This is a genomic window from Dactylosporangium sp. NPDC051541 (genome assembly GCF_044454505.1).
In the GTDB taxonomy this organism is placed as follows: domain Bacteria; phylum Actinomycetota; class Actinomycetes; order Mycobacteriales; family Micromonosporaceae; genus Dactylosporangium.
Window position 1 is genome coordinate 1,484,785 of sequence record NZ_JBITDU010000001.1, and the last position, 24,337, is coordinate 1,509,121.

Here is a 24,337-nt window from a genome sequence, read left to right on the forward strand (position 1 = left end):
ACGCGCATTATGGTGTGCGGTACTGCGGGGAAGGGTAGTGTCCCGGCGGTAGCCTGCCCGGTAACACATCTCGACACCGTGGAGATCCGTGCACCTCAAGACCCTGACGGCCAAGGGCTTCAAGTCCTTCGCGTCCACCACCACGCTGAAGCTCGAGCCGGGCATCACCTGCGTCGTCGGGCCCAACGGCTCCGGCAAGTCCAACGTGGTCGACTCGATCGCCTGGGTCCTCGGCGAGCAGGGCGCGAAGGCGCTGCGCGGCGGCAAGATGGAAGACGTCATCTTCGCCGGGACGGCCAGCCGGGCCCCGCTGGGACGCGCCGAGGTCACTCTCACGATCGACAACAACGACGGTGCGTTGCCGATCGACTACACCGAGGTCTCGATCACCAGGCGGATGTTCCGGTCGGGTGAGAGCGAGTACGAGATCAACGGCAACTCCTGCCGCCTGCTCGACATCCAGGAGCTGCTCTCCGACTCCGGCATCGGCCGCGAGATGCACGTGATCGTCGGCCAGAACCGCCTCGACGGCGTGCTGCACGCCCGGCCCGAGGACCGCCGCGCCTTCATCGAGGAGGCGGCCGGCGTCCTCAAGCACCGCAAGCGCAAAGAGAAGGCCATCCGCAAGCTCGAGGCGATGCAGGCCAACCTCAACCGCCTCGGTGACCTCACGACCGAGCTGCGCCGCCAGCTCAAGCCGCTCGGGCGCCAGGCCGAAGTGGCCCGCCGCGCCGCCGGCATCCAGGCCGACCTGCGCGACGCCCGGCTGCGACTGCTCGCCGACGACCTGCACACGCTGCGTGAGACCCTCGACCGGGAGATCGCCGACGAGACGGCCCTGCGCGCTCGGCGCGAGGAGGTCGAGGCCGAGGTCGAGACGATCAACGAGCGGCTCGCCACTCTCGAGGCCGAGCACGCCGCGGACGCGCCCGCGCTCGCCGCGGCCCAGGACACCTGGTTCCAGCTCTCGACGCTGCAGGAGCGATACCGCTCACTGCACCAGCTCGCGGCCGAGCGCCACCGCAACCTGTCCGCCGCCCCCGTCGAGGAGCGGCCCGGGCGCGACCCCGACCAGCTCACCGCCGAGGCCGACAAGGTCCGCGAGCAGGAAGAGGAGCTGCGGGCCGCGCTGGAGGCCAGCCAGGAGCGCCTGGCCGAGGCCGTCGAGCGCCGCCAGGACCTCGAGCGCCGCCTGGCCTTCGCCGAGAAGGCCATCGTCGCCGCCCACAAGGCCATCGCCGATCGCCGGGAGGGCCTGGCCAAGCTCACCGGCCAGGTCGAGTCCGCGCGCTCCCGCGCGACCGCCGCCGCCGACGAGATCGAGCGCCTCTCCGTGCAGTTCGCCGAGGCCGAGGCGCGCGCGGAAGCGGCGGAGGGCCTTTACGAGGAGGCCAGCGCGGGCGCGTCGGTCGCCGACAACGCCAACGCCGACCTGGAGATCCGCCACCAGGAGGCGACCCGCGAGCTCGACGCGATCAACAACGAGGTGCGCCAGCACAACGACGCCGAGCGCGCCGCCGAGAAGGACGCCGCGCAGTGGAAGGCCCGCGAGGAGGCGCTCGCCATGGGCCTGCGCCGCAAGGACGGCGCCGGCACGCTGCTGGCCCGCTCCGACCGCGTCCCCGGCCTGCTCGGCAGCGTCGCCGCCCTGCTGTCCGTCCAGGCCGGCCACGAGGCCGCCCTGGCCGCCGCGCTGGGCGCGCTCGCCGACGCCGTCGCGGTCTCCGGCGTCGAGGGCGCGGTCGCGGCCGTGGAGATGCTCAAGCAGGACGACGCCGGGCGGGCCGCGCTGCTCATCGCGTCCGCGCCGATGCTCGACGCCCCGCCGGTCGAGCGGGTCCCGCTGCCCCCGGGCGCGGCCTGGGCCATCGACCTGGTGCGCGCCCCCGACGAGCTGCGTCCGGCCCTGGAGCGGGCCCTGGGCGACGTCGTCTTCGCCCCCGACCTCGCGACCGCGCGCCGCATCGTCTCCTACGCGCCCGCGCTGCGCGCCGTCACGCCCGAGGGCGACGTCATCGGCGCCTACGCCGCGGCCGGCGGCTCCGGCAAGCAGCACAGCTTCATCGAGGTCCAGGCGGCCGTCGAGGAGGCCCGGCAGCAGAAGGTCGACGCCGAGCGCCGCGTCGCCGAGGCGCGGGAGCTGCTCGGCCTGGCCCGGGGCGCGGCCAGTGCGGCCAAGCAGATCGTCGCCGAGACCGCCGCGGCCAAGAAGGAGGCCGACAGCGTCCGCAACGCGGCCGCGCGCCGCCTCGCCGAACTCGGCGCGGCCGCGAGGTCGGCCCGGGCCGAGGTCGAGCGGCACGCCGCGGCCAGGAACAAGGCCGAGACGGCCCGCGAGTCCGGCCGCATGAGTCTGGCCGAGCTGGAGGAGCGCCTGGTCGCGGCCGAGGAGACCCCGATCGACGACGACCCGTCGACCATGGAGCGCGACGACCTCGCCGAGCAGGTGCCGGCCGCCCGGCAGCAGGAGATGGAGGTCCGCCTCGCTGTCCGCACCGCCGAGGAGCGCGTCGGCGCCCTCGCCGGCCGCGCGGACGCCCTGCTGCGCCAGGCCGCGGCCGAGCGGTCCGCGCGGGAGCGCGCCGCCGCCCGCAAGGCCACCCGGGCCCGCAGCGCCCGCGTCGCCGAGGTCGTCGCCGAAGGGGCCGCGTTCGCCCTGGAACGCCTCACCGAGTCGATCGCCGAGGCCCAGGAGACCCGCGACACCCTGGCCGCCACGCGGGCCGAGCGCGAGTCCGCCCTCACCGACGTGCGCGGCCGCGCGAAGCAGTTCACCGCCGAGCTCGACCGGCTCACCAACGCGGTGCACCGCGACGAGGTCGCCCGGGCCGAGCAGCGGATGCGCATCGAGCAGCTGGAGGCCCGCTCGGCCGAGGAATTCGGCCTGGACGCCGACACCCTCGTCGCCGAGTACGGCCCGCACCTGCCCGTCCCGCCGACCGCGCCCGACCTCGCGGCGGCCGAGGCGGACGGGCGACCCGCGCCCGAGCCGGTGCCGTTCGACCGCGCCACCCAGGAGAAGCGCTCGGCCAAGGCCGAGCGCGAGCTCAACCTGCTGGGCAAGGTCAACCCGCTGGCCCTGGAGGAGTTCGCGGCGATGGAGGAGCGCTTCAAGTTCCTCTCCGACCAGCTCGAGGACCTCAAGGCGACCCGCCGCGACCTGCTCACCGTCGTCAAGGACGTCGACGACCGCATCCTCGAGGTGTTCACCAGCGCCTACCACGACACCGCGCGCGAGTTCGAGCAGGTCTTCTCGGTGCTCTTCCCCGGCGGCGAGGGCCGCCTCGTGCTCACCGACCCCGAGGACATGCTCACCACCGGCATCGAGGTCGAGGCGCGGCCGCCCGGCAAGAAGATCAAGCGCCTGTCGCTGCTGTCCGGCGGCGAGCGCTCACTGACCGCGGTCGCCCTGCTCTGCGCGATCTTTCGGGCCCGCCCCTCGCCGTTCTACATCATGGACGAGGTCGAGGCCGCGCTGGACGACGTCAACCTGGGCCGCCTCATCACCCTCTTCGAGCAGCTGCGCGAACGCAGCCAGCTCATCATCATCACGCACCAGAAGCGCACGATGGAGGTCGCCGACGCCCTCTACGGCGTGACCATGCGCCAGGGCGTGACCGAAGTGATCTCGCAGCGGCTGAAGACGGAAGAGGCAGCGTGATCCTGCGGCCAACGCTCTGCTTGTCGATTTCGACGGGGCCCTGCGCGTGTTCGACGCGGGCGTGACCATGCGCCAGGGCGTGACCGAAGTGATCTCCCAGCGTCTGAAGACGGAAGAGGCAGCGTGATCCAGCGGCCAACGGCCCTGCTCATCGACTTCGACGGCGTCCTGCGCACGTTCGACGAGTCGGAGAACGGCAAGATCGAGCAGCGGTACGGCCTGGACCCCGGCACGGTCCTCAGCACCGCACTCGAGTGGGACCGTCTGCTGCCGGCCATCACGGGCCGCATGACACGCGCCGAGTGGCTGGCGACCGTCGCGGCCGACCTTGCCGACCGGGTGGGCGGCCCGGAGCGCGCCACCGAGCTGATGGAGCAGTGGCAGGTCTATCCGGGCGTCATCGATCCGGGGGTACTCGCATTCGTCCGCGACGTCCGCGCCGCCGGCCTGCCCGTCTGCCTGGCCACGAACTCGACGATGGAGTTCCGGGACGTGCTCGAGGACTTCGACCTGACCGACGAGTTCGACGCGGTCGCGGTCTCGGCCGAGCTGGGCATCCACAAGCCGGCCAAGGAGTACTTCGTGGCGGCGTGCGGTCTCGTCAACACCCCGCCGGCGCGCTGCCTGCTGGTGGACGACACCGACCGGATGATCCGCGGCGCGCGGGCGGCCGGGCTGTCGGCCTACCGCTACACGCCCGGCGACGATCTCTCCTATCCCCGCCGGGCGCTGGGCGTCTGACGGCCCGGGTAGACCGCTACAGGCCGGCCTCGACGGCCTGGACGACCTCGTCGGACTTGGGCTCGGTCCGCGGCCCGAACCGCGCCGTGACGGTGCCGTCCTTGCCGATGAGGAACTTCTCGAAGTTCCACCGGACGTCTCCGGTGTGCCCCTCACCGTCGGCGACCGGGGTGAGCAGGTCGTAGAGCGGGTGCCGGCCCTCGCCGTTGACCTCGACCTTCTCGGTCATCGGGAACGTCACACCGTAGGTGGTGCTGCAGAACTCGGCGATCTCCTCGGAGGTCCCCGGCTCCTGGCCCGCGAACTGGTTGCACGGCACGCCCAGCACCGAGAAGCCCTGCCCCGAGTACTCCTTGTGCAGCGCCTCGAGGTCGGAGTACTGCGGGGTCAGCCCGCAGCGGGAGGCGACGTTGACCACGAGCACGGGCCGCCCGCGGAACTGCCCGAGATCGAGCGGCTTCCCTTGCAGGTCGGCGATTTCGACGTCGTAAAAGCTCATGGCCTTAAGGTTAGGCGTGACCGGTCAACAGCTCGCGGTGGGCGCCGTCGTGCGCCGTGGCAAGGACGTCCTGCTGATCAGCGATCCACCGGACTGGGCGCTCCCGGGCGGCGCCGTGGACGCGGGGGAGCCCCTGCTGGCCAAGGTGGCCAAGGAGGCCGGCTACGCGTCGGTCCTGGCCGAGCGCCTGGTGTGGGTGGCCCGCTACCCCGCGGGCGGCGTCGAGTACGAGATGCTGGGCTTCGAGGTCACCGGCGTCGGCCCGCACGACGGCTCGGGCGCGTGGGTGCCGATGGAGGAAGCGGTGGACCGGCTGGCCCGCATGTGGTTCGCCCCGATCCGCGAGCCGGCTGTGGCATATCTCACCGGTCGGGCCCGGGTGGCGACCCTGTGGACCTGGGGCGACCTCAGCGAGCCCGCCGTCACGCACCCGCACGTCAGTGCAGCTTGAGGGAGGCCACGGCGGCCAGGGTCTTGTCCGGCTGCGTCCCCTCGATGCGCACGTGGGCCGAGCGCCCGTCCAGCAGCAGCGTCCCGACCGCGTTGCCGAAGTACGGCCCCGCGGTCTTGCGCCACCGCACGCTCGGCTTGCGCAGCCCCACGGACCGGGCCAGCGACCGCATCAGGCGGGCCGCGGGCGGGTTCCATCCGAACTTCATCGCCGGCCGCACGAGCTTCGGCATGTCGTTGTGCACCGGCGAGCAGGTCAGCTGATGCACGGCGCTGACGACCTCGGGCCCGAGGTCGGCCCGGGCGGCGTAGGAGTGGTGAACATCACCCGACAGCACGCTGATCGTGGCCGGCGCCGGTGAGACCCCGCCCTGACCGGCGCCGATCTGGGTCAGCAGGGCGCTCAGCGCCTCGAACGAGCGCCCGAACGCGGCCCAGTGCTCCAGGTCCACCGCCTGGCGCAGCTTCTCCCCGAACCGGCCCACCCAGCCCCGGGGCGACTCGGCCAGCCGCTCGGTCGCGGCCTCCAGGTGGTGGATGGCCGGCGGCAGCAGCCAGGGCAGCGACGAGCCGATGAGCAGGTGGTCGTAGTCGCCCGGGAGCTGCTTCGCGAACCACGCCCACTCGCTGTCCGCCAGCATCGCCCGCTTGCCCTGCTCCAGCTCGCGGGCGGCCCGGTTGTCCACGACCACGAGGCGGGTCCGGTCGATGTCGAGGGCGTAGCTCCACCGGTAGGCCTGCGCGCGGTCGCGGTCCGCGCGGGTGCCGAAGTCGTCGAGCAGCTCGGTCGCGTCGGTGGTCGAGCTGACGGCGGCGTAGATCGGGCACTCGGCCAGGGCGGACGGGGCCAGGTTGCCCATGTGCTGATACACCCAATAGGAGGACAGCCCGGCCTGGATGCGCTGGTCCCACCAGCTCAGTGACCGCATCTGCTCGCGCCAGCGCTGCGATGTGTTCCAGTCGTCGATGATCTCGTGATCGTCGAAGATCATGACGCTCGGGACGGTCGAGAGCAGCCAGCGGATCTCCGGGTCGCCCCACGAGTCGAGATACAGCTTCGTGTACTCGTGGAAGTCCACGACCTGCGTGGTCGGCGCGTCCGCGCGGCGCTGACGGCGGCGGCGCTTGAGCCAGCGCTGGATCTTCTCCGGCGTCTCGTCGGCGTACACCTGATCGCCGAGTAGCACCATGAGGTCGGGCCACTCGGTGGGCGCGTCCGAGCGGATCGACTCGATGAGGCGCCCGGCATACGCGTCGAGCGCGTCCGGGGGGTACCGCGTGACGCTGAGCGGGCTCGCCTCCCGGCACGAGCCGAACAGCAGCCGCACCGGCGCGCCCGCGCGCCGGGTCCGGATCACCGGGGGTGGGCACTGGTCGTCCGGGAGTGGCCACACCTCGACTCCGTCGATCTTGACCTGGTACGGCGTGACAGCGTCCTCCGGCAGCCCGGCCACCACGACCAGGGCGTAGTGGTGGCCGTGGACGGCGAACGTGCGGGCCGCCCCGCCCCCGGGTCCGGCGGCGATCTCGACCGTGCCCGGCCGGGCCGTCTCCACCCAGACCGTCGCCCGGTCGCCCTCAACCCGCCGCAGGACTGGGCCCAGGACCAGCGGCCCGCGGTCGCTGTCGAGTTCCGTGTCGGACATGGCGATGCGACCTCCAAGGGCCGGGGTGCGGCGGGATTGCCTCCCGAATGATCCTGCCCGGCCCGTCTCGGCGCCACTGCGGGCCGACCGGCGCTACGTCTGGGAGGATTCCAGCCATGGAGTCGTACATCGTCTTCGGCCTGGTGCTGCTGGTCATCGTGATCGGGGCCACACTTGCGCTGATCGCGCCCCGTTACCGCAAACGCCCGCCGCTCCCTCCGACCCCGCCCTCGGTCACGAAGGAGGAGGAGAAGCCCCAGTCCCCGACGGCGGTGACCGAGGCGCCCGCGCCTGTTGTCGAGGCCCCGCCCAAACCGGTCGAGGCGCCCGTCGCCGAGGCGCCGCCGCAGGTGGAGACCCCGGAGCCGACGCAGAACCGCCTCGTGCGCCTCCGCGCGCGGCTGAGCCGCTCCCAAAACGTGTTCGGCAAGGGGCTGCTCGCCCTGCTGTCGCGGGACAAGCTGGACGACGACACCTGGGACGAGGTCGAGGAGACGCTCATCGGCGCCGACGTGGGGGTCCAGGCGACGACCGAGATCGTGGAGAAGCTGCGCGAGCGCGCCCGGATCCACGGCACCGCCACGGCCGCCGACCTGCGCAACATGCTGGCCGCCGAGCTCGTCGCGGCGCTGCAGCCGGACCTGGACCGCTCCCTCGCGGCCACGCCGCGCGACGGCCGCCCCGCGGTGCTGCTGGTCGTCGGCGTCAACGGCGCGGGCAAGACCACGACCTGCGGCAAGATCGCTCGTGTCCTGGTCGCCGACGGCCACACCGTCGTCCTCGGCGCCGCCGACACGTTCCGCGCGGCCGCGGCCGAGCAGCTGACCACCTGGGGCGGGCGGGTCGGCGCCGAGGTCGTGCGCGGCCCCGAAGGGGCGGATCCGGCCTCGGTTGCGTTCGATGCGGTCAAACGGGGTATCGATGCGGGCGTGGACACGGTGCTCATCGACACGGCGGGCCGGCTGCAGAACAAGGTCGGCCTAATGGACGAGCTCGGCAAGGTGAAGCGGGTCGTGGAGAAGCACGGGCCCGTGGACGAGACGCTGCTCATCCTCGACGCCACGACCGGCCAGAACGGTCTCGAGCAGGCGCGGGTGTTCACCGAGGTGGTGGACGTCACCGGCGTCGTGCTGACCAAGCTGGACGGGACCGCGAAGGGTGGCATCGTCATCGCGGTTCAGCGCAAACTGGGTATTCCGGTCAAGCTCGTCGGCCTCGGCGAGGGCCCGGATGACCTTGCTCCGTTCGATGCCCGACAGTTCGTCGATGCCCTGGTTGGCGCGGACGCGTAACCTCGGACGGTACCTTGGGACGGTAAGACCCGGCCGCGCTCCGCAGGCGGCCGGGAGCTCGACATCTCGGCAAGGCTCCCCCCGGTTCGGGTCAGCGAAGGACGACAGACGTGACGCAGCAGGAGATCCCGCTCCACGGCGGGAACACCTCCGTCGTGGTGCGCTCGGGCGACACCGTGCGCCGCAACGCGGGCCCGTGGACGCCCGCGGTGCATGCGCTGCTGCGCCACCTGGAGTATGTGGGCTTCACCGGTGCACCCCGCGCGTTCGGCATCGACGAGCGCGGGCGGGAGGTGCTGCAGTACCTCGAGGGTGAGTGCGGCGAATACCCCCTCGCCCCGCACTGGGTGACCGACGAGGCGATGGTGACCGTGGCGACCATGCTGCGGATGTTCCACGACGCCCAGGCGGGCTTCCGGCCGTCTCCCAACGCCGTGTGGCGCTCGTTCGGGCCCCCGCCGCCGGACACCGAGGTGATCTGTCACCACGACGCGGCGCCGCACAATGTCATCTGGCGCCCGGATGGGACCCTGTCCCTGATCGACTTCGACCTGGCCTCGCCCGGGGCGCGCATCTACGACGTCGCCTATGCGGCGTGGACGTGGGTGCCGCTGTTCTCCGACCGCGACTCCTACACGCTGGGCTGGAAGCGCCCCAACCGCCCGCGCCGGCTGCGCATGTTCGCCGACGCCTACGGGCTGACGCCGCGCGACCGGCACCGCCTTGTCCGGGTCATTCGGAAGCGAATCGTCGATCACATCGAGGGCATCCGCCGCATGGCGGCCGCCGGCGACCCGGCATTCGTGCGCATCGTACATAAGGGGCATCTTCGGCGCCCGGTGCGGGATTTGCGCCTGATTGATTACGAACGGCACACGCTCGAGTACGCACTTCGATAGAAATGTTTCGTTACGTGAGGGTTTCTTCACACGCTGGAAACATGACGTGACGCGGTAGAAACCGCGCAGCGCCGGTGCGCGAAACCTGGGCCCGACAAGCTCTCGCGCAACCGGCTGACGGGCAACGCTGCCTCGGAAGTCGGGAGGGAGGATCTCGACTACCAGGAGGCCCGCGTGCCTGAAGCGACCATTAATCCAGGCCACACCGCGTGGCTACTCGTTTCGACCGCACTGGTGCTGCTCATGACGCCGGCACTGGCTTTGTTCTACGGAGGCCTGAACCGTAACAAGGGCGTCCTGAACATGATGATGATGAGCTTCTCGACGATCGGGCTCGTCAGCGTCCTGTGGCTGTTCTACGGCTTCAGCGCGTCATTCGGCGCCGACAGCGCCGGGGGCCTGTTCGGTGACCTCGGGCAGTACTTCGGCAGCAAGACCTACATCGACCAGATGTGGCTCGCCACCACGGACAACCCGAGCGGCAACGGCATCCCGACGTACGTCTTCATGGTCTTCCAGATGACGTTCGCCGTGATCACCGTCGCGCTGATCAGCGGCGCGATCTCCGACCGCGCCAAGTTCGGCGGCTGGCTGCTGTTCGCGTTCGGCTGGGCCACGCTCGTGTACTTCCCGGTCGCCCACAACGTCTGGGGTGGCGGCTGGATCTACCAGCACCTGCACCCGCTCGACTTCGCCGGTGGTACCGCCGTGCACATCAACGCCGGTGCGGCCGCGCTCGGTGTCGCCCTGGTCCTCGGCAAGCGCATCGGCTGGCCGCGGGAGAGCATGAAGCCGCACAACGTGCCCTTCGTCGCCCTCGGTGCCGGTCTGCTGTGGTTCGGCTGGTTCGGCTTCAACGCCGGCTCGGAGCTGACCGTTGACGGCGTCACCGGCCTGGCCTTCGTCAACACCCAGGTGGCGACGGCCGCCGCTCTGCTCGGCTGGGTCATCGTCGAGTGGATTCGCGACCGCAAGCCGACCCTCGTCGGCGCGTCTTCGGGCGCGGTCGCGGGCCTCGTGGCGATCACCCCCGCCTGTGGCTTCATCGACTCGTGGGCTGCGGTTCTGCTCGGTCTCGTCGCCGGCATCGTCTGCGCCCTCGCGGTGAGCCTGAAGTACCGCTTCGGCTTCGACGACTCGCTCGACGTGGTCGGCGTCCACTTCGTCGGTGGGTGGATCGGCTCGCTGTGGATCGGCTTCTTCGCCAACGACAAGCTGAACTCGTACATCAGCGATCCGGCTCTCGGTGGCGCCAAGAACGGCCTGTTCATGGGCGGCGGCGCACATCAGCTCGGCGCCCAGGCGGGTGCGAGCGCTATCGTGACGGTCTACTCGTTCGCCGTGGCCGCCATTCTCGCCTTCGTCATCCAGAAGACGGTCGGCTTCCGGGTCAGCCCCGAGGCCGAGGTCGAGGGCATCGACATCGCGGAGCACGCGGAGAGCGCCTACGACACGACGCCGAACAGTGGCGGCAGCGCGGGCGCGTTCGCCCTCGCGGGTGTTGGCGGGAGCAAGACTCCTGCGCCGGTGGCGGAAGCCCCGGCGTCGGAAAAAGTAGCCGGTTAGCGTCGAGGGATGTCGGAGGGAATGGGCATGAAGCTGGTGACCGCGGTCATCAAGCCGTATCAGCTCGACGCGGTGAAGGAGGCGCTCCACGCGCTCGGCGTGGCCGGCCTCACCGTGAGTGAGGTGCAGGGCTACGGCCGTCAGAAGGGCCACACCGAGGTGTATCGCGGTGCGGAGTACACGGTGGAGTTCGTCCCCAAGATCCGGGTCGAGATCGTCACCGACGAGCTCGACTTCGAGAAGGTCGTGGACGCCATCGTGACCGCCGCCCGCACCGGCAAGATCGGTGACGGCAAGGTGTGGGTCACCTCGGTCGACGAGGTGGTCCGGGTTCGCACCGGCGAGCGCGGGCTCGACGCTCTCTAGCCGCCGCAGATAACTATCCTCATCACATGACCCAGACGTCGGCGCCCGCTCCGGTCCTATCCACCGGGGCGGGCGCCGACGCGCGGGCGCAGCGCTCGGAAGCGATCGACGAGTGGCTGGAGAAGATCTTTTTCAAAGCCTGCGATGGTACTGCCGGTGCCGCGCTCATCGCCGTCGGCGGCCTCGGTCGCCGGGAGTGCGCTCCGCGCAGTGACCTCGACCTCGTGCTGCTCCACCCGGGCGGCCCCGGCGACGAGGCGGCGGCCGACGAGCTCGGCAGCCGGATCTGGTATCAGGTCTGGGACGCCAAGTTCGCCCTCGACCACTCCACCCGCAGCCCCGGTCAGGCCCTCGACCTGGCCCGCCAGGACCTCAAGGTGGCCCTCGGCCTGCTCGACGCCCGCCTCATCGCCGGCAATGCCGAGCTCCTGACCGGCCTGCACGCCGCCGCCGTCGCGCAGTGGCGCCGCGAGGCCCGGCACCTGCTGCCCGCCCTGCGCGGCCTCACCCAGGGGCGCTGGAAGGCCCACGGCGAGCTCGCCTTCCTTTTGGAGGGTGACATCAAGGAGTCCCGCGGCGGCCTGCGCGACTTCGGCGTCCTGCGGGCCATCGGCTTCGCCGGGGTCGCCGACGGCCCCCGCCCGGCCGTCCGCGGCGCCCACCGCACCCTCCTGGACGTCCGCGACACCCTGCACGCGGTACGCGGACGCCGCGTCGACCGCCTCCTCGCGCAGGACCGCGACGAGGTCGCCGAGCTGCTCGGCCTGGGCGACCGCGACGAGGTGCTGCGCCGCATCGCCGAGTCCGCCCGCACCATCGCCTACGCCAGTGACGACGCCTGGCGGGCCGTTGAGCGCTGGTCGGCCCCGAGCGTCCGCGGCCACCAGGAGCGCCGCCCGCTGGCCCGCGACGTCGTGGAGCAGCGCGGCGAGGTCGTGCTGGCCCGCGCCGCCGTGACGCCGCGGCCGGACCCATCCCTGCCGCTGCGCGTGGCCGCGGCCGCCGCCCGCGCCGACCTCCCCATCTCCCACGCCACGCTGGAGTGGCTGGGCGGCTTTACCGGACCCATGCCCGACCCGTGGCCCGCGCCCGCGCGCGCCGCCCTGCTCACCCTCCTGGGCAGCGGCCCGACGATGATCGAGGTCTGGGAGGCCTGTGACCGCTACGGCCTGGTCGTCAACTGGCTCCCCGAGTGGGCCCGGGTGCGCAGCCTGCCCCAGCACAATCCGGTGCACCTGTTCACCGTCGACCGCCACCTGGTGGAGACGGCCCGGGAGTCCGCACGCCTCACCCGCGACGTGGACCGCCCCGACCTGCTGGTCCTCTGCGGGCTGCTGCACGACATCGGCAAGGGCCTGCCCGGCGACCACAGCATCGTCGGCGCCCCCATCGCGGCCGCCGTCGCCGAGCGCCTCGGCCTGGAAGCCGCCGACGTGGCCCAGGTCGAGAAGGTCGTCCGCCTCCATCTGCTGATCCCCGACACCGCCACCCGCCGCGACCTGTCCGACCCGCAGACGATCGCGACGGTCGCGACCGCGGTCGGCGACGCCTCGACGCTGTCCCTGCTGCACGCCCTGGCCCGCGCGGACGCGGCCGCGACCGGACCGGCGGCCTGGTCGGACTGGAAGGGTCGGCTCATCGCCGAGCTGGTCCGGCACGTGGAGCGCGCCCTCGACACGGGCGTCGTGGCCGCCCCGCCGTCGCCCGCCGCCGCGCTCACGGTGCCGTCGCGGCTCCCGGCAGTACACCTGGAAACGGATTCTGTGTCTGTGACCGCGCCCGACCGGCGGGGTCTCCTGGCGGCTGTGGCCGGCTGCCTGTCGCTGCACCGGCTCGATGTCGTCACCGCCGACACGGTCACCGTGGACGGCCTGGCCCGCATGGTCTGCGCCGTCCAGCCGCGCTACGGCGGCGAGATCGACCGCGACGCGGTGACCTCCGACCTGCGCCGCGCGGTCATGGGCGACCTCCCGGTGGCCGAGCGCCTGGCCGCCCGGGAGCGCTCGACCCGCCGCAGCGGCGCCGCGACCGCGCCCCCGCGCGTGGTCTGGCAGCCGGCCTCGGCCGCCACCGACGCCACGGTGCTGGAACTGCGCGCCACCGACACCCCGGGCCTGCTGTTCCGCGTGGCCAGCGCCCTGGAGGACCTGGGCGCGGACGTCCGCTCGACCCGCATCTCCACGCTCGGAGGCGAGGTCGTGGACGCGTTCTACCTGGCCGGGGAGTGGGACGCCGCCGCGCGGGCGCGCGTCGAGGCCGCCGTCCTGCAGGCCGCCACCACCTCCTGACCTTCCTGAGCACGACCGCACTGTCCGCGGTCGCGTACCCTTCAAGGGACTCCTACACCGAGGACGGATTCGTCGTGTTTGACACCCTGAGTGACCGGCTTTCTGGCATCTTCTCGAAGCTGCGGAGCAAGGGACGGCTCACCGACGCCGACGTCGACGCGACCGCGCGGGAGATCCGCCTGGCGCTGCTCGAGGCCGACGTCGCGCTGCCCGTGGTCAAGGCGTTCATCGCCCGGCTGAAGGAGCGGGCCCGGGGTGTCGAGGTGTCGCAGGCGCTCAACCCGGCCCAGCAGGTCATCAAGATCGTCCACGAGGAGCTCGTGGCGACGATCGGCGGCGAGGCCCGGCGGCTGCAGTTCGCCAAGAACCCGCCGACCGTGATCATGCTCGCCGGTCTGCAGGGCTCCGGCAAGACCACGCTCGCCGGCAAGCTCGCCCGGTGGCTGAAGGGCCAGGGCCACCAGCCGCTGCTCGTCGCGGCCGACCTGCAGCGCCCCAACGCCGTCAACCAGCTGCAGGTGCTGGGCGGCCGCGCGGGCGTCGAGGTCTACGCGCCCGAGCCCGGCAACGGCACCGGCAATCCCGTCCAGGTCGCCCGCGACTCGATCGAGCACGCGAAGCGCCAGATGCGTGACATCGTGATCGTCGACACCGCCGGCCGCCTCGGCATCGACGCCGAGATGATGCAGCAGGCCCGCGACATCCGCGACGCCGTCGACCCCGACGAGGTCCTGTTCGTCATCGACGCCATGGTCGGTCAGGACGCGGTCACCACGGCCGAGGCGTTCCGCGACGGCGTCGGCATCACCGGCGTCGTGCTCTCCAAGCTCGACGGCGACGCGCGCGGTGGCGCCGCGCTCTCCGTCCGCCACGTCACCGGCCAGCCGATCATGTTCGCCTCCACCGGTGAGAAGCTCGAGGACTTCGACGTCTTCCACCCCGACCGGATGGCGTCGCGCATCCTCGGCATGGGCGACGTGCTCACCCTCATCGAGCAGGCCGAGCAGGCCTTCGCCGACGATGAGAAGGAGCGGATGGCGGCCAAGCTCATGGGCGGCCAGGAGTTCACGCTCGAAGACTTCCTGGAGCAGCTCCAGGCCGTGCGCCGGATGGGCCCCATCGCCAACGTCCTGGCCATGATGCCGGGCATGGGCCAGATGAAGGACCAGCTGGCCGAGATCGACGACAAGCACTTCGACCGGGTCACCGCGATCATCCGCTCGATGACCCCGAAGGAACGCTCCAACCCGAAGATCCTCAACGCCTCCCGCCGCGTGCGCATCGCCAACGGCTCCGGCGTCTCCGTCACCGACGTCAACCAGCTGCTGACCCGCTTCGCCGACGCGCAGAAGATGATGAAGCAGATGGGCGGCATGATGGGCCTGCCCGGCGGCCGCCGCAAAGCCACCAAGTCCCCGAAGAACAAGCGCAAGGGCAACAAGGGCGGCAACTCGGGCGCCCCGCGCCAGCCCCGCCTTGGCGGCGGCATGCCCCAGCTCCCGCCCGGCTTCGACCCGGCCGCACTGGACCCGAACGCCGCCGGCCTCCCGCCCGGCTTCCGCCTCCCGAAGATCGACTTCACCAAGCTGCAGAAGCGCGACAAGGAAGACTGACGCCCCGTGCCCGCGGAGCCCCAGTCGTTTGACCCCTCGCCCGCGCGCCCGGGCGTGACTTCGCCCGCGCGCCCGAGCGAATCCGCCGCTTCAGCTGGGGCTGCGGGCGGATTGTGCGGTAATGCGGCGTCCGCGCCCGCGCTGCACGTGCGCGGGACGTTGCTGCCGTCCGGTGAGCCGCGTGATCTCTGGCTGGTCGGCGACCGGGTGACGTTCGAGCCGGTGGCGGGGGCGATCACGGTGGCGGACGCGGGGTTCATCCTGCCGGGCCTGGTCGACGCGCACTGCCACCTCGGCATCCAGCCCGGCGGCCGGCCCTCCGAGAGCGTCGACCAGGCGCGGTCGCTGGCCGTGGTCGACCGGGACGCGGGCATTCTGGCCATCCGCGACGCGGGGTCCCCGATCCCGTACGCCTCCCTGGACGATGATTCCGACATGCCCCGCCTGGCCCGCGCCGGCCGGCATGTGGCGCCACCGAAGCGATACCTGCGCGACATCGGCGTCGAGGTCGGCGAGGCGGATCTCCGGGCCGAGCTCGCCCGCCAGGCCGGCCAGGGCAACGGCTGGGTCAAGCTCGTGGGTGACTGGATCGACCGCGGCGTCGGCGATCTTGCCCCCGCCTGGGACGTGACCGCGATGGCCGGCGCGATCGAGGCCGCGCACGAGGCCGGCGCCCGGGTCGCGGTCCACACGTTCGCCGAGGCGTCGGTGGCCGCCCTGGTCCGCGCCGGTGTGGATTCCGTGGAGCACGGCACCGGCCTGAACGAGTCCGACATCGACGAGATGGCCCACCGTGGCACGGCCCTGGTCCCCACGATGATCAACATCCAGACGTTCGGCGGCATCGCGGCCCAGGCCGAGGACAAGTTCCCCGCGTACGCCCGGCACATGCTCACCCTGCGCGACCGCTTCCCGTCGATCGTGCGGGCCGCGTACGAGGCGGGTGTCCCCATCTACGTCGGCAGCGACGCGGGCGGCGGCATCGACCACGGCCTGGCCGCCGAGGAGATGCTCCTGCTGCACCGCGAGGCCGGCCTGCCGCCGGAGGCCGTCCTGCGGGCCGGCTCATGGGGTGCCCGCGAGTGGCTGGGCTTCCCCGGCCTGGTCGAGGGCGGCCTGGCCGACCTGGTCGTGTACGGCGAAGACCCGCGTACCGACCTGACCAGCCTGCTGCGCCCCCGCCGCATCATCCTGCGCGGCCGCGTGGTCCGCTGAGCCTCGGCGGCGTCTGTCCGCAGCGGTGGAGGCGTGGGTGGCGGATACAATGGGCCGCGTGCCGTTGCGTCCCGGAAGACCGGTCCTGCACCGGCACTTCACCCGTGAAACGCTGGTCTGGGCGCCGTTGACGCGCGTGGTCTCCGATGACGAGCAGGGCACCTGCCTCTGGCTCGCGACCGGGAGTCCCGTGATCCGGCAGGTCAGCGAGGACGGGCAGGGACCGCGCGGGATGCCGTTCGCGCGGTGGATCGCGGAGCCCAAGAAGATCATCCAGGACGTGTACCGCGGGCCCAGCACGTTGAAGTTCCATCCGCGGGGGGCGGCCTACTCCGTCTGGTGGCTGTTCGATCCGGAGCTGCGCTTCCGCGCGTGGTACGTCAACCTCGAGGAGCCCGGGATCACCTGGGACGACGGCGCGGTCGCGGGGGTTGACCTCACCGACCAGGACCTCGACATGTGGGTCTGGCCCGACCTGCGGTGGGGCTGGAAGGACGAGGACGAGCTCGAGGAGCGACTGGCGTTCCCGGAGGCGTACTGGGTGGACGACCCCGACGCGGTCTGGACCCAGGGGCGGGCGATCGTGCCGCTGATCGAGGCGGGGAAGTGGCCCTTCGACGGCACCTGGACGGACTACCGGCCGCCGGACGAGTGGAGCATCCCCGAACCGGTCACCGAGGGCTGGGACCGGCCCCGGCAGCGTGCCTGAGGCGGCTCCGAAGCCCGGGCGCCTGAGTGTTGTCGATCCCCGCGTGCTTGGCGCGGGGCTGAGCTAGGGAGAGCGGTTGAGCGTCGTCTTCACGCCCGGCCAGGTGATCATGCATCGGAACGTGCGGCGCGGGCGGATCGGGTGGGTGCGGCCCGCGCGTGTCGTGTCCGATGACGAGCGGGGGCTGTTGCTGTGGATCGCCCGGCACACACCCGTGGTGAACGAGGTGTCTGGCGATGGGCGGGGGATGCGGACGATGCCGTTCGCGGAGTACGTCACGCTCGGGACCTCGCTGCGGCACGGCACCTGGAACGGGCCGGGCGTGCTCAAGCTGCATCGGCCCGGTGACCCGGCGCATTCGGTGTGGTGGTTTCACAACGACGCGGAGGAGTTCACGGGGTGGTACGTCAATCTCGAGCGGCCGGCCATCCGGTGGAGTGACCCGGAGGGTGCCGCCGGGGTCGATGTGACCGACGAAGATCTGGACATCCTCGTCGCGCCCGACCGGAGCTGGCAGTGGAAGGACGAGGAGGAGTTCCTCGAGCGGCTGGCCCTGCCCGAGCACTACTGGGTCCCGGACGAGGCGGCGGTGCGGGAGGAAGGGCTCCGGGTCGTCAAGGAGATCGAGGCCGGGATGTTCCCGTTCGACGGCACCTGGACCGACTTCCGGCCGCCCGCCGAGTGGGAGCTGCCCGGGCTGGAGCCGGGCTGGGACCGGCCACCGCTGCGTTGAGCCGTCGCCGATCCGCTGCGCGCGAGGGCGTCGGCGTGGCGGGCGGCCGTCGCGGGCGGGGGCCGTTTTTGCGCACGGTAGTGGGTCTGGCACAATGGTTGGCTGGTATCCGGTGTGCGTCCGAGCCCTCTAACCCGGCGTCGCGCCAGTCCAATAGAGCAGCCGACAGGGCACCAACCCCACGGTGTCCGGGCGGTCGCTCGGCTTCCACCAAGATCCAGGAGCGAGCAACCAAGTGGCCGTCAAGATCCGGCTCCTGCGGATGGGCAAGATCCGCAACCCGCAGTACCGCATCGTCATCGCCGACTCGCGCACCAAGCGTGATGGTCGTGCGATCGAGTTCGTCGGGCTGTACCACCCGAAGGAGGAGCCCTCGCGCATCGAGGTCAACTCCGAGCGTGTCCAGCACTGGCTCTCCGTCGGCGCGCAGCCGAGCGAGGCCGTGCAGGCCATCCTGTCCAAGACCGGCGACTGGCAGAAGTTCAAGGGCCTGCCCGCGCCGACCGAGCCGCTGAAGGTGCGCGTGGCCGCGCCCGACCGTCGCGCCGCGTACGAGGCGGAGGCCCAGGCCGCCGCCGGTGTGGCCGACGCGCCGAAGGCGGCGAAGAAGGCCGCCGAACCGAAGAAGAAGGCCGAGGCCCCGGCTGAGGCTCCGGCCGCGCAGGCTGAGGAGCAGTCCGGTGCCGGCGCCGGCGCGGAGGCCTGACGTGCTGCGCCCCGCGCTCGAGCACCTGGTCAAGGGCATCGTCGACAATCCTGACGATGTCCGCGTCCGCATGGTCGACTCCCGTCGCGGTCAGCGGCTGGAGGTCCGGGTCAACCCGGAGGACCTCGGCACGGTGATCGGGCGCGGCGGCCGCACGGCCAAGGCGCTGCGGCAGGTCATCACGTCGATCGGCGGCCGCGGCGTGCGCGTCGAGATCGTCGACGCGTACTGACGGCATGCTGCTCGTCGTCGGTCAGATCTTCCGCGCGCACGGCGTCCGGGGCGAAGTCGTCGTGGACGTGCGCACGGACGCGCCGGCCGAACGTTTCGCCGTCGGGTCGGTCCTCGTGACCGACTCGACGGCGGTTCGGCATCTGCAGACCGTCCCCGCGGGCGCGTGGCGGCCCCCGGCGACGCTGACCATCGAGGCGATCCGCCCGCACCAGGGCCGCCTCCTGGTGGTCTTCGAGGGCATCTACGACCGCAACCTCGCCGAGGACATGCGCGGCGTCCTGCTGTGCGTGGACAGCGACACGATCCCGGCCAGCGACGACCCCGACGAGTTCAACGACCACGAGCTGGTCGGGCTCGACATCGTCGACGCCGCGGGGGAGCGGGTCGGGGAGCTGCTGCGCATCGACCACGCACCCGCGCACGACCTGCTCGTCGTGAAGCTGACCGACGGGCGGACGGGGCTCGTGCCGTTCGTGCGCGAGATCGTCCCCGAGGTCGACGTGCCCGGTCGCCGGATCGTGATCACCCCGCCGGAAGGCCTGTTCGACCTATGAGGGTCGACGTTGTCACGATCTTTCCGGAGTACCTCGCGCCGCTCGAACTGTCGCTGATCGGCAAGGCCCGTGCGAACGGGACGCTGCAGCTGGCGGTACACGACCTGCGGCAGTGGACCCATGACGTGCACCGCACCGTGGACGACACGCCGTACGGCGGCGGCCCCGGCATGGTGATGCGGCCCGAGCCGTGGGGCCAGGCGCTCGACGCACTGGCGGGGCCCGCGACGCACCTGATCGTGCCCAGCCCGGCCGGTGCACCTTTCACGCAGGCGACCGCGCGCGCCCTCGCGGCGGACGAGCATTTGATGTTCGCGTGCGGGCGGTACGAGGGCATCGACCAACGGGTTTTCGACCATGCCGCCGCGCGGATGCGGGTGAGTGAGGTCTCGCTCGGTGACTACGTGCTGTTCGGGGGCGAGGTCGCGGTCCTCGTCGTGCTCGAGGCGGTGACCCGGCTGCTGCCGGGCGTGCTGGGCAACGCGGACTCGCTCCTGGAGGAGTCGCACGCGGACGGGGTGCTCGAGGCACCCATGTACACCAAGCCGCCCAGCTGGCGCGGGCTGGACGTGCCGGAGATCCTGCGGTCCGGTGATCACGGCCGGATCGCGCGGTGGCGGCGTGAGCAGGCCCTGGAACGTACGGCTGAGCGGCGGCCGGACCTCATCGCGGCGCTGGAACGGCGGCCCGCAAGCGGTGATCAAGGGGCCTGATTTCAGGTTCGGCGTGTCGATGTGGCAAAGTAGTGAGGTTGCCGCGGCCTGATGCGTCGCGCCACCATGATCACAAACCCTCGCGCGCCACTGAGATCGGGCGTGCCTTGAGTGACGAGGAACAGCCGCGATGAACACGCTGGACGAGCTGGACGCACAGTCACAGCGGACTGATATCCCCAGCTTCCGCGCCGGTGACACCGTCAAGGTGCACGCCCGGGTGGTCGAGGGCAACCGGTCCCGGGTCCAGGTCTTCCAGGGCGTCGTGATCCGTCGCCAGGGCGCCGGCCTGCGGGAGACCTTCTCGGTCCGGAAGGTGAGCTTCGGCGTCGGCGTCGAGCGCACCTACCCGGTCAACAGCCCCGCCGTCGACCGCATCGAGGTCGTCACGCGCGGTGACGTGCGCCGGGCCAAGCTGTACTACCTGCGTGACCTGCGGGGCAAGAAGGCCAAGATCAAGGAGAAGCGCGAGACCAAGGTCAGCAGCTGACCTTCCGTTTCGCCGAAACGCCGACGGGGAGGGGCGCGGTGCGCACCCTCCCTGTGCCACGTTCGGGATCGGGTCTTTCGGTCATCTGGAGCCGGTCTCCCCAAAGTGGTCTTGTGCATCTAGGCTGACGCCGATGGCAAGTGACCCCTACGGCCGCGATGGTTACGACGATCGCGCCGACGACCAATACCCGCGTGACCGCCGCCTGGACCAGGCGGGTGAGTCGCGAGGGCAGCAGCAACCCTTCGGCGGAGTCAGCTACCCGGGCCACGACTACTGGTCCACGACGGGTCGGCCGGACGCCGAGGAGGTTCAGCGCGTCTACGACGGCGGCTGGCAGGGCGGCGACGACCGCGACGCCTACGGGCGGCGCGACGCGACACCCGCGCCCGGTCGCGACATCGTGCCCGGTGGTGGCCGGGACGTCGTGCCGGGCCGGGGTGGCTACCAGCGCGACGATCGGGGTCGCGGCGATCAGAACGGCGACGACCGGAGGCGCGAGCCCGAGCCGGGCTGGAGCCGCGGCGACGACCGCGACGACTGGCAGCGCGGCCGCCGCGAATGGGACGACCCGTACGGCTCCCGGCGCGGCCAGTGGGACCGCGACGAGCCGCCGATGGTGCGCGACCGCGCGTTCGACCGCGAGGACCAGTACGACCAGGGCGGCTTCGATGATTCGCGGGATCGTCGCGAACGGGAGCGCGCGGACCGATACGAACGCAGCTACGACCGCAACGAGCGCTCCACGGGTTCCGGTTCGCGCCCGAGCCGCGGCGGCTCCTACGACGACGACTCCGCGTCCAGCAGCGCCACCTGGCGCACCAAGGTCCGCCGCAAGCGCAAGAACATGCCGCTGTGGCAGGAGCTGCCGCTGCTGCTGATCGTCGCGTTCTGCCTGGCCGTGCTCATCCGCACATTCCTGGTGCAGGCGTTCTTCATCCCGTCCGGCTCGATGGAGGAGACCCTCCTCGTCGGCGACCGGGTGCTGGTCAACAAGGTGCTGTACGACGTGCGGGAGCCCGAGCGCGGCGAGGTCGTCGTGTTCACGGGGCCGGACACGTGGGCGCCGGAGAACCAGGTCGACAAGGACGCCGGCTTCTTCGCCGAGCTCGGCCGCACCGTCGGCGACCTGGTCGGGTTCTCCCAACCGGGTGAAAAGGACTTCATCAAACGGGTGATCGGGCTCCCGGGCGACACCGTCGCGTGCTGCGACGTCGAGGGGCGCGTCACGGTCAACGGCTATCCGCTGGACGAGTCGCCCTACCTCTACGACAACTCCCCGCTGGACGCCGCCCCCAACCCGAGGCAGTGCACGGCGCGCCGGTTCGGTCCGATCAAGGTCGAGGCCGGCCAGATGTTCGTCATGGGCGACCATCGCGGCGTCTCGCAGGATTCCCGGTGCCAGGGCCAGGTGCCGATCGACAACGTGATCGGACGCGCCTTCGTGATCCTGTGGCCGAGCAACCGCTGGGGCTGGCTACCCGTGCCCGACACGTTCAAGAACGTGCCGAAACCGGCGGCTCTGGGGCCGCCCGGGCCGCATGTCAAGCGTGCGCCCAACACCCCGTTGGTCCCGGATATGATACTTGTGCCGATCGCTGTCTCGGTTTCGCTTTCGACCCGTTCGGCGCGTCAGGAGCGGTTGAGGCGTCGCCGATGGTGACGAACACGTACCCTTCAGGGCGTGATTGACGAGCAGACCAAAAAGCCCAGTAGTTTCTGGCGCGAATTGCCGGTGTTGCTGGGCGTGGCGATCATCGTCGCCGTCGTCGTACGCGCCTTCGTCCTGCAGACGTTCTACATCCCATCCGAGTCGATGGAGAACACGCTGCTCATCAAGGACCGCGTGCTCGTCAACAAGCTGGTGTACGACTTCCGCTCCCCGCATCGCGGCGAGGTCATCGTCTTCACGGCCCCGGACTCGTGGCGCAACGACCCGTCCGAAGAGGACTTCATCAAGCGCGTCATCGCGGTCGGCGGCGACCACGTGCTGTGCTGCGACGACAAGCAGCGGATCACCGTAAACGGCACGCCGCTGGACGAGACCTACATCTACGCGAACGCCGACGGGCTGCAGGACCTGCCCAGCGAGGAACAGTTCGACGTCACGGTGCCCAAGGGGCGGCTGTGGGTGATGGGAGACCATCGGTCGCGCTCGGGCGACTCACGGTACAACTTCATCCGCACGAAAGACCCGAACCAGGCGACCATCGCTGAAGATGCCGTGATCGGCCGGGCGTTTGTGGTCTTCTGGCCCTTCAACCGAGCGAAGTGGCTCAGCGTCCCGGACACGTTCGACAAGGTGCCGGATCCGACGTCCAAGTGATTGCGTCGTAGTCTCGTCGGTATGACGGAGGCGCCGGCAGAAATCGACCGCCGGGCGGCGCGGGTGCTGCTGCTCGACCCGTCCGGGCGCGTCCTGCTCCTGCGCGGATGCGACCCGGCCCGGCCCGAGCACCGCTACTGGTTCACGGTGGGCGGCGGCCTCGAGCCGGGCGAGTCGCTCATCGACGCGGCCGTGCGCGAGGTCTACGAGGAGACGGGGCTGCGCATCGGTCGGGGCGACCTGGCGGGACCGGTGCGCACCGATGAGGTCACGTTCCCGTTCGATGGCCGTTGGTACTCGCAACAGCAGTCGTTCTTCACCGCGCGCACGGACGCGTTCCAGCCGGACCTGTCGCACCTGGACGAGTACGAAGTCGAAAGCGTGGACGCGACGCGCTGGTGGTCGCCCGACGACCTCGACGCGACCGAGGAGCGCTTCTACCCCGCGGATCTCGCCGCGTTGCTGCGGGAGGTGGCCTGATGCTCGCGCCGCCGCGCACCGTTGTGCACCGCGCAGCCGGGCTGTGGGCCCTGGAACGAGCCCTGCAGCGGCGGGGGTTCAACCGCGTCGCCGGAGCCGATGAGGCGGGGCGGGGCGCCTGCGCGGGGCCGCTCGTGGTCGGCGCCGTGATCCTGCCCCCGGGGCGTCGCGGCGAGATCGACGAGCTCAACGACTCCAAGCTGCTCACCCACGCCGCGCGGGAGCGCGTCTACGAGCAGGTCGTCCGGCGCGCGGAGGCGTGGACCGCGATCGTCATCCCGCCGGGCGATATCGACCGCCGCGGTCTGCACGTGTGCAACCTCGCCGGGATGCGCCGCGCCCTCGCGGGTCTGTCCGTGCGCGCGGAGTACGCCCTGACCGACGGCTTCAAGGTCGACGGCCTCGGCATCCCCGGCCTCGCGGTGTGGAAGGGCGACCAGGTCGCGGCGTGCGTCGCGGCCGCGAGCGTGGTGGCGAAGGTCACGCGGGATCGGATCATGGAAGAACTGCACGAGTCGTACCCGCAGTACGGCTTCGACGAGCACAAAGGCTATTCGACACCGGTACACGGCGCGGCGCTCGTCGCGCACGGGCCGTGCCCCGAGCACCGTTTCTCCTACGCGAACGTGGCGGCGGTGGGGCGTCCGGGCGCACGGCGCGGTAACGTCGGCGTGGCGCCCGGCGAGGCCGCACGGGTTCCGGCGCAAGTGGGCGACAATGTGGCTATGGAAGGCGGACCGCGATGAGCGCCGAAGATCTCGAGAAGTACGAAACCGAGATGGAGCTGCAGCTCTACCGGGAGTACCGCGACATCGTCCGCCAGTTCTCCTACGTGGTGGAGACCGAGCGCCGGTTCTACCTGGCCAATCAGGTCGACCTGCACGTGCGCAACTCCGACGGCGAGGTCTACTTCGAGGTCGAGATGCACGACGCCTGGGTGTGGGACATGTATCGGCCCGCCCGGTTCGTGAAGAACGTCCGAGTCATGACGTTCAAGGACGTTAACGTCGAGGAGCTCGAGAAGCCCGACATCTCGCTGCCCGACAACGGATTCGGCAGCTGACATTTTTTTTCGTGCGTGGGCCCGGTGGTCTTTACCGGGCCCACCTGCATATTCTCGTTTTGGAGTTATCCACAAGCAGTAGGTTATCCACAG

The 24,337-nt window shown here is 71.2% G+C and carries 23 protein-coding genes and 1 pseudogene; 22 read left to right on the forward strand and 2 right to left on the reverse strand.

Translation table 11 applies throughout. The annotated features are described in order from the left end of the window. Window positions 1-88 precede the first annotated feature (88 nt). Window positions 89-3,661 (forward strand): chromosome segregation protein SMC, encoded by a 3,573-nt coding sequence (smc, locus tag ACIA8L_RS06725; protein ID WP_395901171.1) that lies wholly within the window; start codon window positions 89-91, stop codon window positions 3,659-3,661. A gap of 123 nt (window positions 3,662-3,784) precedes the next feature. Continuing rightward, entirely contained in the window at window positions 3,785-4,402 is a 618-nt protein-coding gene (locus ACIA8L_RS06730) for an HAD-IA family hydrolase (protein WP_395901173.1), read from the forward strand. A 16-nt stretch (window positions 4,403-4,418) separates the two neighbouring features. On the opposite strand, the gene ACIA8L_RS06735 is transcribed toward ACIA8L_RS06730, so the two are convergent. After that, window positions 4,419-4,901, reverse strand: a complete 483-nt coding sequence (locus tag ACIA8L_RS06735) for a glutathione peroxidase (protein ID WP_395901175.1) — start codon at window positions 4,899-4,901, stop codon at window positions 4,419-4,421. Window positions 4,902-4,917: 16 nt separating this feature from the next. Between ACIA8L_RS06735 and ACIA8L_RS06740 the strand changes: the two genes are divergently transcribed. Further along, entirely contained in the window at window positions 4,918-5,352 is a 435-nt protein-coding gene (locus ACIA8L_RS06740; protein ID WP_395901176.1) for an NUDIX hydrolase, read from the forward strand. Here ACIA8L_RS06740 and ACIA8L_RS06745 read toward each other — a convergent pair. Continuing rightward, window positions 5,339-6,997, reverse strand: coding sequence for an alkaline phosphatase D family protein (locus tag ACIA8L_RS06745; protein WP_395901178.1), 1,659 nt, complete (start codon window positions 6,995-6,997; stop codon window positions 5,339-5,341). The genes ACIA8L_RS06740 and ACIA8L_RS06745 overlap by 14 nt on opposite strands. 116 nt (window positions 6,998-7,113) lie before the next feature. Between ACIA8L_RS06745 and ftsY the strand changes: the two genes are divergently transcribed. The 19 genes and pseudogenes from ftsY to ACIA8L_RS06840 all read left to right on the forward strand — a co-directional run bounded on the left by ftsY (window position 7,114) and on the right by ACIA8L_RS06840 (window position 24,244). Further along, a complete protein-coding gene (ftsY, locus tag ACIA8L_RS06750; protein ID WP_395901180.1) occupies window positions 7,114-8,289 on the forward strand; it encodes a signal recognition particle-docking protein FtsY in 1,176 nt (391 codons plus the stop codon). A 110-nt stretch (window positions 8,290-8,399) separates the two neighbouring features. After that, complete coding sequence (locus ACIA8L_RS06755; protein ID WP_395901182.1) at window positions 8,400-9,188, forward strand: phosphotransferase; 789 nt, start codon at window positions 8,400-8,402, stop codon at window positions 9,186-9,188. A 174-nt stretch (window positions 9,189-9,362) separates the two neighbouring features. Continuing rightward, the gene (locus ACIA8L_RS06760) at window positions 9,363-10,754 is read left to right on the forward strand and encodes an ammonium transporter (protein WP_395901184.1); all 1,392 of its coding nucleotides are present in this window, start codon (window positions 9,363-9,365) and stop codon (window positions 10,752-10,754) included. A 27-nt stretch (window positions 10,755-10,781) separates the two neighbouring features. Further along, window positions 10,782-11,120 carry a P-II family nitrogen regulator gene (locus ACIA8L_RS06765; protein WP_190249674.1) on the forward strand — a complete coding sequence of 113 codons (339 nt, stop codon included), beginning with the start codon at window positions 10,782-10,784 and terminating at the stop codon, window positions 11,118-11,120. Window positions 11,121-11,146: 26 nt separating this feature from the next. Continuing rightward, complete coding sequence (locus ACIA8L_RS06770; RefSeq protein ID WP_395901186.1) at window positions 11,147-13,408, forward strand: [protein-PII] uridylyltransferase; 2,262 nt, start codon at window positions 11,147-11,149, stop codon at window positions 13,406-13,408. Between the two features lie 74 nt (window positions 13,409-13,482). Continuing rightward, on the forward strand, window positions 13,483-15,021 hold the full coding sequence (ffh, locus tag ACIA8L_RS06775) for a signal recognition particle protein (RefSeq protein WP_395901188.1): 1,539 nt from the start codon (window positions 13,483-13,485) through the stop codon (window positions 15,019-15,021). Window positions 15,022-15,162: 141 nt separating this feature from the next. Continuing rightward, window positions 15,163-16,236, forward strand: a complete 1,074-nt coding sequence (locus ACIA8L_RS06780) for an amidohydrolase family protein (RefSeq protein WP_395901764.1) — start codon at window positions 15,163-15,165, stop codon at window positions 16,234-16,236. A gap of 49 nt (window positions 16,237-16,285) precedes the next feature. Then, complete coding sequence (locus ACIA8L_RS06785) at window positions 16,286-16,945, forward strand: DUF402 domain-containing protein (protein ID WP_395901766.1); 660 nt, start codon at window positions 16,286-16,288, stop codon at window positions 16,943-16,945. A gap of 109 nt (window positions 16,946-17,054) precedes the next feature. Then, window positions 17,055-17,678, forward strand: coding sequence for a DUF402 domain-containing protein (locus ACIA8L_RS06790; protein ID WP_395901768.1), 624 nt, complete (start codon window positions 17,055-17,057; stop codon window positions 17,676-17,678). Window positions 17,679-17,913: 235 nt separating this feature from the next. Beyond that, on the forward strand, window positions 17,914-18,384 hold the full coding sequence (gene rpsP / locus ACIA8L_RS06795; RefSeq protein WP_395901190.1) for a 30S ribosomal protein S16: 471 nt from the start codon (window positions 17,914-17,916) through the stop codon (window positions 18,382-18,384). Then, window positions 18,359-18,616, forward strand: a complete 258-nt coding sequence (locus tag ACIA8L_RS06800) for an RNA-binding protein (RefSeq protein ID WP_033357826.1) — start codon at window positions 18,359-18,361, stop codon at window positions 18,614-18,616. Before rpsP ends, ACIA8L_RS06800 begins: the two co-directional genes overlap by 26 nt. A gap of 7 nt (window positions 18,617-18,623) precedes the next feature. Beyond that, a complete protein-coding gene (gene rimM / locus ACIA8L_RS06805) occupies window positions 18,624-19,172 on the forward strand; it encodes a ribosome maturation factor RimM (RefSeq protein WP_395901770.1) in 549 nt (182 codons plus the stop codon). Beyond that, window positions 19,169-19,885 (forward strand): tRNA (guanosine(37)-N1)-methyltransferase TrmD, encoded by a 717-nt coding sequence (trmD, locus tag ACIA8L_RS06810; protein ID WP_395901193.1) that lies wholly within the window; start codon window positions 19,169-19,171, stop codon window positions 19,883-19,885. The genes rimM and trmD overlap by 4 nt, the downstream gene beginning before the upstream one ends. Window positions 19,886-20,015: 130 nt before the next feature. Continuing rightward, a complete protein-coding gene (rplS, locus tag ACIA8L_RS06815) occupies window positions 20,016-20,375 on the forward strand; it encodes a 50S ribosomal protein L19 (RefSeq protein ID WP_223101829.1) in 360 nt (119 codons plus the stop codon). 790 nt (window positions 20,376-21,165) lie between these two features. Next, window positions 21,166-22,038, forward strand: a pseudogene (gene lepB, locus ACIA8L_RS06820) (signal peptidase I); the annotation flags it as partial. A gap of 21 nt (window positions 22,039-22,059) precedes the next feature. Then, a complete protein-coding gene (gene lepB / locus ACIA8L_RS06825) occupies window positions 22,060-22,701 on the forward strand; it encodes a signal peptidase I (protein ID WP_395901195.1) in 642 nt (213 codons plus the stop codon). 21 nt (window positions 22,702-22,722) lie between these two features. Beyond that, window positions 22,723-23,181 (forward strand): NUDIX hydrolase, encoded by a 459-nt coding sequence (locus ACIA8L_RS06830; RefSeq protein WP_395901197.1) that lies wholly within the window; start codon window positions 22,723-22,725, stop codon window positions 23,179-23,181. Then, window positions 23,181-23,927, forward strand: coding sequence for a ribonuclease HII (locus ACIA8L_RS06835; RefSeq protein WP_395901198.1), 747 nt, complete (start codon window positions 23,181-23,183; stop codon window positions 23,925-23,927). The genes ACIA8L_RS06830 and ACIA8L_RS06835 overlap by 1 nt, the downstream gene beginning before the upstream one ends. Then, a complete protein-coding gene (locus ACIA8L_RS06840; protein WP_190249654.1) occupies window positions 23,924-24,244 on the forward strand; it encodes a DUF2469 domain-containing protein in 321 nt (106 codons plus the stop codon). The genes ACIA8L_RS06835 and ACIA8L_RS06840 overlap by 4 nt, the downstream gene beginning before the upstream one ends. Window positions 24,245-24,337: the final 93 nt, after the last annotated feature.

Bases quoted from the DNA above. Each gene is read 5' to 3' on its own strand.
- ACIA8L_RS06785 (WP_395901766.1), top strand. From the start codon at position 16,286: ATGGGCCGCGTGCCGTTGCGTCCCGGAAGACCGGTCCTGCACCGGCAC.
- rplS (WP_223101829.1), top strand. From the start codon at position 20,016: ATGAACACGCTGGACGAGCTGGACGCACAGTCACAGCGGACTGATATC.
- ftsY (WP_395901180.1), top strand. From the start codon at position 7,114: ATGGAGTCGTACATCGTCTTCGGCCTGGTGCTGCTGGTCATCGTGATC.
- ACIA8L_RS06840 (WP_190249654.1), top strand. From the start codon at position 23,924: ATGAGCGCCGAAGATCTCGAGAAGTACGAAACCGAGATGGAGCTGCAG.
- ACIA8L_RS06830 (WP_395901197.1), top strand. From the start codon at position 22,723: ATGACGGAGGCGCCGGCAGAAATCGACCGCCGGGCGGCGCGGGTGCTG.
- ACIA8L_RS06790 (WP_395901768.1), top strand. From the start codon at position 17,055: ATGCATCGGAACGTGCGGCGCGGGCGGATCGGGTGGGTGCGGCCCGCG.
- ACIA8L_RS06835 (WP_395901198.1), top strand. From the start codon at position 23,181: ATGCTCGCGCCGCCGCGCACCGTTGTGCACCGCGCAGCCGGGCTGTGG.
- ACIA8L_RS06735 (WP_395901175.1), bottom strand. From the start codon at position 4,901: ATGAGCTTTTACGACGTCGAAATCGCCGACCTGCAAGGGAAGCCGCTC.
- ACIA8L_RS06770 (WP_395901186.1), top strand. From the start codon at position 11,147: ATGACCCAGACGTCGGCGCCCGCTCCGGTCCTATCCACCGGGGCGGGC.
- trmD (WP_395901193.1), top strand. From the start codon at position 19,169: ATGAGGGTCGACGTTGTCACGATCTTTCCGGAGTACCTCGCGCCGCTC.
- ACIA8L_RS06765 (WP_190249674.1), top strand. From the start codon at position 10,782: ATGAAGCTGGTGACCGCGGTCATCAAGCCGTATCAGCTCGACGCGGTG.
- ACIA8L_RS06745 (WP_395901178.1), bottom strand. From the start codon at position 6,997: ATGTCCGACACGGAACTCGACAGCGACCGCGGGCCGCTGGTCCTGGGC.